This is a genomic window from Brevibacterium ravenspurgense, from assembly GCF_001584615.1.
GTDB lineage: Bacteria > Actinomycetota > Actinomycetes > Actinomycetales > Brevibacteriaceae > Brevibacterium > Brevibacterium ravenspurgense.
Window position 1 is genome coordinate 149,062 of sequence record NZ_LQQC01000004.1, and the last position, 9,944, is coordinate 159,005.

The following is a 9,944-nucleotide window of genomic DNA, read 5'->3' on the forward strand; positions in this document are numbered from 1 at the left end:
AAGCAAACGCTTATATGTCCACCTTTTTAAGGAGTGCCTGATGACCGCCGCGTGCTGTGCAGCAGAAGCCCCCACCCGCCCCATCGTTCCCGGTGAAGAAATTGAGACGGCCCCCGCGTGGTGGCGTGACCCGGCTTTGCTGCCGTCGGTAATCTCGGGTGCGTTCCTCCTCGGCGGCTTTGCCTTCGGGTTTGCGGGCCAGGCGCTGATCGCGACCATCCTCGAATCCATTGCTCTGCTGGCTGGCGCGTGGACTTTCGTGCCGGGAGCCCTGAGGGGAGTGGCGCGCGGCAAGATCGGCGTCAGCCTGCTCATGACGATCGCAGCGGTCGGTGCCGTTGCACTTGGTCATGTTGCCGAGGCGGCTGCGCTGGCGTTCCTCTTCTCCCTTGCCGAGGCGCTGGAAGACCGCGCGATGGACCGCGCCAAAGCGGGACTGCGGGAACTGCTTTCCCTGGTTCCGCAGACCGCCCGGGTGATGCACGGCGAAGAAGTCCACACGGTTCCCGTGGCGAACCTTCGTGAAAACGACCGCCTGATCATCGGTGCTGGTGATCGGATCGCAACCGACGGCGTGATCGTTGAAGGCCAGTCGCACATTGACACCTCGGCCGTTACCGGTGAGTCAATCCCGGTGGCGGCGGCAGCAGGCGACGAGGTGGCGGCAGGAACCGTCAACGGCTCGGGTTCGCTCGTGGTCAGGGCAACTGCGGATGGTCGGGACAACTCGCTTACGCAGATCGTTGCTCTTGTTGAGCAGGCGCATGCCCGCAAGGGCTCACGAGCCCGGCTGGCAGACCGAATCGCCCGTCCGCTTGTGATGATTTCACTCATTGCCGCGGCCTTCGTTGCAGTGTTCGGCTTCATCATCGGAGATCCGTGGACATGGGTTGAGCGCGCACTCATTGTGCTTGTCGCTGCCTCGCCGTGTGCGCTCGCCATTGCGGTGCCGGTGACCGTCATCAGCGCCATCGGCTCGGCATCAAAATTCGGCATCGTCATCAAATCCGGTGCGGCCTTTGAACGCTTCGGCGCTGTGGAACAGGTGGCCTTCGACAAGACCGGCACCCTGACCAACGGACACCCGGAGGTTGCGGAGGTGCGCACGGCCGGGGAAATAACCGAGGCTCAGGTTGTGGCGTGGGCTGCCGCGGTCGAGGCGACAAGCACACATCCGCTGGCCGAGGCAATCGCTGCGGCGGCGCCCGCTGCTCCTGCGGCCGCTGACATCATTGAAGAAGCAGGCCATGGCATTCGCGGGACCGTCCAGGGCACAGCTGTTCGTGTGGGCAGCCCGCGCTGGATCAACCCGGGCGGCCTCAGCGCTGATGCTGAAGAGCTCGCCGAAGCCGGTATGACGGTTGTGGTTGTTGAAGCTGACGGTGAGGTTGCCGGACTTATCGGTGCCCGTGATGAGCTGCGGTCGGAAGCGAAAGAGACAATCGCGATGCTTGCCGAAGAGGGCGTCAATACAATCATGCTCACCGGCGATAACCGTCGCACCGCCCAGGCGATTGCTGCGGCCGCAGGCATTGACGAAGTGCGTGCTGAACAGCTTCCGGCCGATAAGGCGGCAGCTATTGCCGGGCTGAATGAAGGGCGGCCAACCGCGATGGTCGGCGATGGCATCAACGATGCTCCTGCGCTGGCCACCGCAACGGTCGGCATCGCGATGGGCGCCACCGGTTCGGCTGCAGCGGTGGAGTCAGCTGACATCGCACTGACGGGGCGCGACCTTCGGCTGATTCCGGCAGCCCTCGCACATGCCCGCCGCGGCCGGAAGATTATGACTGTCAACATCGCCCTGTCGCTGGCGACTGTCCTTGCGCTGTTCCCGATCGCTGTCTTCGGTGTGCTCAACCTCGCCGGGGTGGTGCTGGTTCACGAACTCGTTGAGATCATCGTCATTCTCAACGGTGTGCGAGCTGCTCGCGTGGGTCGGAAGTACCGCGGCATCGCTGCGCAGTAACGCGCAGGTTCGGCTCCTGTTGGATTGACTGACGAGGTGGAGCGCAAGCACGTGGGCCCCGGAATGTTTCCGGGGCCCACCGTGTGACTGTCTGTCAGTATGCTGTCAGATCAACCTGGTTTCAGGCATCCGTCGTTTCGCGCTTGCGTCGACCTGCGACGACAGCGGCGGTACCGGCTGCCAGCAGGCCTGCCGCAATTGCGGCAGCCGTGCCGATTTCAGTACCCGTGCGGGGGAGTGAACCGCCAGTGTTCGAGCTGCTGCCCGCAGCGGCAGGTGCCTCTGAAGGGTCGTCGTCCGTGTCAGCCGATGCGTTGTCGTTTTCGGTCTGCTCGCGGCCCTGTTCGTCGTCGCCCTGCTGTTCTTCCTTGCCCGGTTCTTCCGCGGGCTTGTCGGAAGCGCCGTCTTCAGGCTTTTCGCCGGGCTTGTCGGACGGGTCGTCGCTTGCTTCCTTCATAAGGTCGAAGGAAAGCTTCGCGACGTCGGTGTTGTCGATGTAGTCACCGCGAACGGGGTCAGTGCCCTTGACGTGGCCGTTGATGGTGTCAGCCCCTGCTCCCTTGGCGAAGAACGGAACCAGGTGGTTGGTGTGCTGGGGCGAGTTCCAGCTGTCAATGGGGAGCGTGCCCTTCGTACCGGTCATCGGAGCCCACTGCTCAGTGGAAGCGGCGCCCTCTTCAGCCGGCGCGGGAGCGGCAGCTGCGGGAGCGGCATTACCTTCACCAGCTGCGCCATCGTCGGCAGCGCCATCAGTCGCACCGTCAGTTGCGCCGTCATCAGCTCCGCCGTTCACTGCACCGTTGAGGTAGCCGGTTTCGTGGTCAGCGGTGACGATCACAAGGGTTTCTTCCCAGCTGGAGTTCTTTTCGACCCATTCGGTGACAGCTTCGACCGACTTGTTGAAGTCGTCCATCTCTTCAATGTTGCCGACGGTGGCGTTGGCGTGGCCGGCCCAGTCGATTGCGCCGCCTTCGATCATGGTGAAGAAGCCGTCTTCGTCCTGTGACAGGACATTCAGGGCCGCCTTGGTCATGTCCTCGAGCGACACGACGTCGTTCTTCTTTGCTTCGCCTGGCAGAGGAGCTTCGCCCTTGATCGGCTGGCCGTCGGTGCGGCCCTTGCCCTTGTTGCGCGGCTCAGCTTCTTCGAGGCTTGACCGGTTGAACTGCAGGGTTTCGGCAACCGGAGCAAGTCCGAAGAGTCGTTCGGGTACGTTTTCACCGCGAGCAATGGCTTCAATGCCCTTGGTGTCTTCAACGAAGGTTCGTCCCGAACCGTCCTTCTGGAGACCTGCGTACTGCTCTTCCGTCAGCCAGGCCCATTCCGCCTCGCGCGGTTGGGCGTCATCGTCAAACTTCGGGTGGCCGGCACCCATAATGACGTCAAGCGAACCGTCGATCATCTGCTGGGCGATCTTGTGGTTTTCCTTGCGGCTTTCAACGTGAGCGCCCCATGCGGCGGGGGTTGCGTGGCCGAAGGGCACAGAGGACACGACACCGGTTGCGCGTCCGGTTTCGTGGGCGTGTTCAGCGGCGTTCTTGATGGGGTTCTTGTCCCCGTCAACGCCCAGGTAGCCGTTGTGGGTCTTCTTCCCGGTGGCCAGTGCGGTGCCTGATGCCGCCGAGTCGGTGGGCTTGTTATTAGCCCAGTCGAAGTCACCCCAGGCGTCTTCGCTCTTGTACTCGGGGGAGTCGAGTGAGGGGTGCTTCATGGAAAGCTGCACGTCGAAGTTCTCATAGACCTGTGACGGCGTTTCCCCGTAGCCGTCCTGCTTCGTGATCTTGTCGCCAGCGCCGGGCTTGCCTTCAATCTGCCAGTTGGTCTTGCCGTTGTTGTAGAGGCTGGATACGTCAACGTGGTTGAAGCCCATGCCGTCGCCGATCATGATGATCACGTTGCGCGGTTCGGTCTGCGGTTCGGCCATGCCGGGCGCTGCGAAGCCCATGGAGCCGACCGCAGCGGCGGCGACTGCGCCGCCCAGTGCTCTGCGAGCGGTTGATGCGAAGCTCATTGCGTTCCTTCGACGTGGTTGTTGTGTGACTCAACAACCACATCGAACGCGAGTTGCAGGCCTCTGACCTCGGGTTATGTGCGAAGCGAGCGCAAAGTTAACTTCGGGTCAACGAGTCCATCGCTGACAGGGATTCGCTGGAAGAGCGCTTTGGTGTGCTGTTCAGGCTTCAACCGCTTCGTGTTCGCGCCTGCCCGCAACCACCGCCGCGGCCGCTGTCGTCAGCAGGCCGCCGGCGACGGCGGCCGCAACTGCGAGTTCGGTTGTCGTCTGCGGCAGCGAGCTCCCACTGCGGTCGTAGACAGCGCGAACGCTTTCGACATCGGGCGCGTTTCCGTAGAGCTTGGTAACGCTCGCCTCGGCCTCCGCTGCCGAGGTGCCGCTTGCCGTGATCTGCTCCGTCTGGTCCGGTGCCGCTGCTGCGGGTGCGGCAAAACCGGTGATGGTCAGGGCGGCAAAAACAGCCGTGCCGACAGTGATCTGGCGGGCGGTGTTCGCAAAGCTCATGCAGCACTCCTCAGGATTCCGTATGCGAAGGGAGAGGCGGCGCGAAGCGCCGCAGCTATTGCATGCCTTAAGAGTGGCGGGATGTTGGCCGGTGGTTGGACCGGCGGCAAGCCCGAGGTGAACGCGCGGACAATACCGCACGTTCACCTCGGGCCTGGTCTCGGTTGTAGGGCTTCTTGGGTAGAAATTCAGCCCAGAAGGTTGAAGCCTGCGACTGTCAGAACTCCAAACAGTGCGCCCCATATGACGATGGAGACAATCTGCCATCCGGCAACAGCATTGCGGGAGGCGCCAAAGGACACCATTGCCATCGATGTGATCTGGCTGGGCAGGACCGTCTGTCCCAGGAGGCTGACGCCGGGTACGCCCCAGCGGTCGAACATTTTTCTCAGGCGCTGCGTGCTGCGTTTGGGCTCACGCTTGGCGAAGCGGCTGCGCAGTTTGTGTGCACCGAAGACCAGCAGAAGCATCGATGCTGTGTTGCCGATGACTGCGGCGGTGACCGCGACAACCGGGTGGACGCCGGCGATGATCCCAATTGTCGACCCGAAGTAGGACTCGACGAACGGCAGTGCGGCAATGAGGATAACGCCGGCCCACCGCGCCCATTCGGGCAGTGACTGCGTGAAGTTCTGAAGTGCCTCGATCATGATTCCTCCCGGCTTGGTACGGTGTGCTAGTTCAGTGTACTAGCACGATGTACTAGACTGTCAACAGCTGAATGGTGCAATGCTTCAGGCAAGGGATGGGAGTTGGAATGAGCGATCGGCGTGAGCAGATTCTTGAAGCGGCACTGCAGTTGGCGAACGAGAGCGGGCCTGGGGCGCTCAGCGTGCGTGCGGTAGCCGAGCGCGCGGGGATCGGGGCAAGTACTCTTCGCTACTACTTTCCAGCGCAGAGCGATCTTGCGTTTGCCGTATCGGAGCGAATGATGCTGCGCACGGTTCCCGACCTCAACATCGAAGATTCGACATTGCCCCCGCGGCAGCGACTCGTGGAGTGCGCGATGCAGTTTCTGCGGCCGAGTGCTGACGAGGCTCCGTATCTGGTCAGCGTCTGGGCGGAGCAGATCGGCGCGGGATTCGGGCTCAGTGCAGACGAGACTTCGAGGCGCCTTTTGGAGCGGCTGTATCGGCTGGGCATCGGTCGTTTTGAGGCCTGGCTGGGCGTCCTTGCCTCAGAAGGGCACGTGGACGAAGGCGAGGTTGTCCAAGCGGCTTCGATCCTCTCGGCTGCCTGTGACGGCTTCATGTTGCAGCTGGCAGCCGGGGAGGCTGATCTTGAAGAGGTGCGCTCGCGCCTGGAAGGGCTGTGCGCTCTGATCGTGCCCTATGGGCATTGACGGTCCGTATGGCGAGTCCACAGGCCGCACTGCCGTGAAATCGGAGATGATTGGGTCATGACAGCGATTGACCACTTCCTTTCCAACGACAACGGCAAAGGCTCCTTCAGCGCCGACATCGAACCCGTCCTCAGGATCAAGCCCGGCACCGGCGAAACCATCGGCTTTGAAACTGACGACGAGGTCTACGACCAGCTGTACGAAGGCAAAACCCTCGACCAGATCACAGCACAGATCAACCCCGTCACCGGCCCGGTTTACGTCGAAGGCGCAGAACCCGGCGACACCCTGGCCGTCCACATCCACGACATCGAGCTGACCGAGTTCGGCTACTCGGTGTATCTGCCCGGTGCTGGAGCCTTGGCAGAGCGCATGGGCCAGGACCAGATGGCCCGCCGCATCCCCGTAAAGGACGGCAAGGTCACGCTGCTCAACGGTGTGGAGGTCGATGCCCTGCCGATGATTGGCTGCATCGGCACCGCCCCTGCAGAAGGCGAAGGCTCAGTTGTTATGCCCAGCTTTGCCGGTGGCGGCAACATGGACCTCACGGATGCTAAACCCGGTTCGACCGTCTACCTGCCTGTAGACGTGCCCGGTGCGCTGCTGTCAATCGGCGACATCCACGCCATCATGTCCCGCGGTGAATCCAGCTTCGTCGCAATCGAAGCGCAGGGCACGGCCATCGTGTCCGTCGACCTCATCAAGGGTGTGAAGCACCGCGCTCCGCGAATTGAAACAGAGGACGAATGGATCTTCATCGGCCTGGGCAATCCCGTACAGGAATCCATCCAGCGAGGGTACGAAGACGTCTTCGACTTCCTCGTTGAAGACAACGGCTATTCGCGTGAAGACGCCTACGTCGTTATGAGCGCTCTTGCACATTCAGAGCTGGGCGGGCCCACCGGTTCGGAAGATCCCGACCCGCTGCACCCGTTCACAGCAATCGGCGCAGTCACTGTCCACCGCCTGCCGAAGTCACTGCTCAAGTGATCCAGTGAGCGTTGCCTGCAGCGTGAATAAGCCAGCGGCCGGGTTCTGGAAATCGAGAGCTCGGCCGCTGTGCTTTTTCAAACTGTGAGCGTCTGCCTCAGCTCTTATGGGCAACGCCCTTCTTCCAATAGCCCATGAACGACACGCACTGGCGAGGGACTCCACGCCCCTGAACGAGCAGGCGCCGCATGGCAGTGACCGCCCCGGATTCTCCGGCAATCCAGTAGTAGACATCGTCGGCTTCTGCGTCCTCTACTGGAGCGAGATCTTCTCCGTTTCGCGAGAACTGCGGTGTTTCCCACACCATTGCGCTCGCGTCGTCAGAAGACGCATCGAGTTGCGGCTGGTCACCAGGTTCGCTGCCAGACTGCGCGGCCGATGCAGCTGCTTCGAGTGCACTGATCAGGAGGTCGCCGTGGTCGGCATTCTCGCTTTCGCGGACGAGCCAGTGGATCCTGACGCCATCAGGCGCATCGACGCTCTGCTTGTCGGCCTCGGTCGGCACCTCGATGAAGGCTTCACCTGTGGTGCCCTCCGGCCATTCAGAGAGCGTCTTGGCAATGGCCGGCAACGCGGTTTCATCACCGTACAGCTGCACGGTCTTGCAATCTCCGGGGGAAAACTCAATGCCGGCGCCGGAGTCATCGTCGATGCTCGGAGCAATGACGAGCAGTTCATCGCCCGGTTTGGCTTCTTCCGCCCAACGGGACGCAGGGCCGGACTGGCCGTGCTCGTCGGTGTGGAGAACGAAGTCGATGTCGAGCTCTGCTCGGTTCTGCGATGCCTGGTTAGGGTCTTCGGGGCGGCGGAAGTCGCGAACACTGTATGTTCGCATGATTCCGCGCTCGTCTTCCGGCAGAGCTCTTCTCACCTGGATCCCTTCTGGACCCGCAGGCAGATCCGGAAGACCTTTGAGCCCCGGGATGATGATCTTGATGCGCAGGTCGCGGGTCACCCGCGCCGGTCCCATCTGGTCAACACCTGTGAACGTCACTCGCTGAAAGTTAGGGGTGATGCGCTCGCTGCGCAGAACGCTGACGCGAAACGGCATATACATGGGGGGCTCCTTCTATCAGTGGGGTGCGTTGATGTGTGCTTGGCGGATGAAGCCGTCAGCGTGGTGGCGGCCAATGGGCATGATCGACGGCAATCCCGACACAGGATCTGCGACGATTGACGCTTCAAGGTCAAAGACATCTCGCAGTGTTGTATCGGTGATGACGTCGTGAGAGCTTCCGGCGCGCTTGACCGTTCCGCTGCGCATTGCGACAAGCTCATCCGAATACCGGGCCGCGAGGTTGAGGTCGTGGAGAACCATGATGATCGTTGTGCCGCGCTGTCGATTGAGATCCGTCAGCAGGTCGAGAACCTCAAGCTGGTGTTTCAGATCCAGATATGTCGTCGGCTCATCGAGCAGAAGCACATCTGTCTGCTGGGCAAGTGCCATGGCAATCCATACGCGCTGGCGCTGGCCACCGGACAGCTCGTCGACAGGGTGGTCTGCGAGATCTGCGATCTTCGTGTCCTCGAGTGCGCGCGCTGTCGCCTCAAAATCCTCGGAACTCCAGCGGCCGAAGAGACCCTGGTGAGGTGTTCGTCCGCGCCCAACGAGGTCGAACACCGATATGCCCTCAGGTGCGGTCGGCGTCTGCGGCAGCATCGCAACCCTGCGTGCCAGTTCCTTCGATCCGAAGTCGGACAGCGGCCGTCCGGCCAGTTTCACAGCGCCGCCGCTGGGCTTGATGAGCCGGGCAAGGGTTCGCAGGAGAGTCGATTTGCCGCACCCGTTGGAGCCGATGATCGATGTGATCCGCCCAGCGGCGAATTCATGGTGCACCGAGTCGACGATGCGGCGATCGCCGTAGCCCGAGCTGAGGTTCTCAGCCGCCAGGCTCCAATAATCTGCGGGCGACGTGGGTGAGGAGAGTGCAGACATCGTCGATCGGGCCTTTCTGTTTCGGAATGTCATTTTCGAGTGCGGATGAGCAGGGCAATGAGGAGCGGAGCGCCGAGCGCGCCGGTGACGACGCCGACGGGATAGCGCGTCCCGAATGCGAATTGACCGATCGCGTCGGCTGTGAGGATGAGTGCCGCGCCCACTAAACCGGAGGGAAGGATGAGGGACGCCCCGGCAGGGAAGAGTCGGGACGCAATCGGACAGGCCATGAAAGCTGCGAACGCGATGGGGCCCGCAACGGATGCGGCGGCCGCAAGGAACAGAACTGCGGCCATCAGCAGAGCTGGACGGAGCATCCGCGACCTCACGCCCAAAGCTTCGACAGTGTCATCGCCGAAGCGCAGCAGTGCGAGGCGATTCGAACCGAGAACTCCCACACTCAGAGCTGCCGTCGCTGCGATGAGGGCGGGCCAGCCCTGTTCAAAGCTCACGCTGTTGAGAGACCCGGTCAGCCATCGAACTGCTGTCGGGGCATCCCATGCGGCAGCTCTCGACAGCACATAGGACGTCCACGACTGCATCACGGCGCCAACGCCGATGCCGATGAGGATGAGCTTCGGTCCCGAACGTGGCCGGGGCACCAGAACGAAGACCGCTGCGGCAACGACAAGCGAAAAGATCAGCGAAGCAGCTGACACCGCCGCGGTGCCCCAGTGGAAGAACACGATTGCCGTTGCGCCGGCAGCCGAGGCCGCGCTGGAGATTCCGATGATGTCCGGCGAGGCCAGCTGATTGCGCAGCAGGGTCTGGAACAGTGCCCCAGAAACCCCGAACGCCGCCCCGACGGCCGCACCGACCGTTGCGCGCGGAAGCCGGAGGTCGCCAACGGCAAAAGAGGCGCCTGGGACGGTGTGGCCGGTGAGAACGGCCCAGACTTCGCTCGGGGAGTAGAACACGTCGCCGATCATGAGGCTGCAGAACCACAGGACGAGGACCACTGCTGTAAGAACTGTCAATCGGACCACAGTGCTCAAGCGCGCTGACCGGCGAGCAGAGCGCAGATGTGTCACAGCAGTCACAGTCCGCCTCCTTTTGCTCGCCTAGCTGTACTAACCGGGGACGTTGGTTGAGTTTGTGTGTTGCGGTGGCATAGGGAAGACCTCTGGTGTGGAATGAAGGTGCTCTAATCCGCTCACTCGACACAAGAGGTCTTCTTGATGGTCCACTC

The 9,944-nt window shown here is 62.3% G+C and carries 9 protein-coding genes; 3 read left to right on the forward strand and 6 right to left on the reverse strand.

The window, feature by feature from the left end:
- Nucleotides 1-40 precede the first annotated feature (40 nt).
- A complete protein-coding gene (locus tag Bravens_RS02015; RefSeq protein ID WP_062019834.1) occupies nt 41-1,969 on the forward strand; it encodes a heavy metal translocating P-type ATPase in 1,929 nt (642 codons plus the stop codon).
- Between the two features lie 121 nt (nt 1,970-2,090).
- On the opposite strand, the gene Bravens_RS02020 is transcribed toward Bravens_RS02015, so the two are convergent.
- From Bravens_RS02020 to Bravens_RS02030, 3 genes are all read right to left on the reverse strand, one after another.
- Complete coding sequence (locus Bravens_RS02020) at nt 2,091-3,980, reverse strand: alkaline phosphatase (RefSeq protein ID WP_062019835.1); 1,890 nt, start codon at nt 3,978-3,980, stop codon at nt 2,091-2,093.
- Between the two features lie 162 nt (nt 3,981-4,142).
- Nucleotides 4,143-4,487 (reverse strand): hypothetical protein, encoded by a 345-nt coding sequence (locus tag Bravens_RS02025; protein WP_062019837.1) that lies wholly within the window; start codon nt 4,485-4,487, stop codon nt 4,143-4,145.
- 188 nt (nt 4,488-4,675) lie between these two features.
- Nucleotides 4,676-5,137, reverse strand: coding sequence for a hypothetical protein (locus Bravens_RS02030; protein ID WP_062019839.1), 462 nt, complete (start codon nt 5,135-5,137; stop codon nt 4,676-4,678).
- A gap of 107 nt (nt 5,138-5,244) precedes the next feature.
- Between Bravens_RS02030 and Bravens_RS02035 the strand changes: the two genes are divergently transcribed.
- Nucleotides 5,245-5,829, forward strand: coding sequence for a TetR/AcrR family transcriptional regulator (locus Bravens_RS02035; protein WP_062019841.1), 585 nt, complete (start codon nt 5,245-5,247; stop codon nt 5,827-5,829).
- Nucleotides 5,830-5,886: 57 nt separating this feature from the next.
- On the forward strand, nt 5,887-6,819 hold the full coding sequence (locus Bravens_RS02040; RefSeq protein WP_062019843.1) for an acetamidase/formamidase family protein: 933 nt from the start codon (nt 5,887-5,889) through the stop codon (nt 6,817-6,819).
- Between the two features lie 97 nt (nt 6,820-6,916).
- Here the strand turns inward: Bravens_RS02040 and Bravens_RS02045 are convergent, their stop codons facing one another.
- Genes Bravens_RS02045 through Bravens_RS02055 form a run of 3 tightly spaced genes read right to left on the reverse strand, consistent with a single transcriptional unit; the run spans nt 6,917 to nt 9,741 of the window.
- Entirely contained in the window at nt 6,917-7,876 is a 960-nt protein-coding gene (locus Bravens_RS02045; protein ID WP_062019844.1) for a siderophore-interacting protein, read from the reverse strand.
- A 15-nt stretch (nt 7,877-7,891) separates the two neighbouring features.
- Nucleotides 7,892-8,755: an ABC transporter ATP-binding protein gene (locus tag Bravens_RS02050; RefSeq protein WP_062019846.1), complete on the reverse strand. Its 864-nt coding sequence runs from the start codon at nt 8,753-8,755 to the stop codon at nt 7,892-7,894.
- A 29-nt stretch (nt 8,756-8,784) separates the two neighbouring features.
- A complete protein-coding gene (locus Bravens_RS02055; RefSeq protein ID WP_231863315.1) occupies nt 8,785-9,741 on the reverse strand; it encodes a FecCD family ABC transporter permease in 957 nt (318 codons plus the stop codon).
- Between the last annotated feature and the right edge of the window lie 203 nt (nt 9,742-9,944).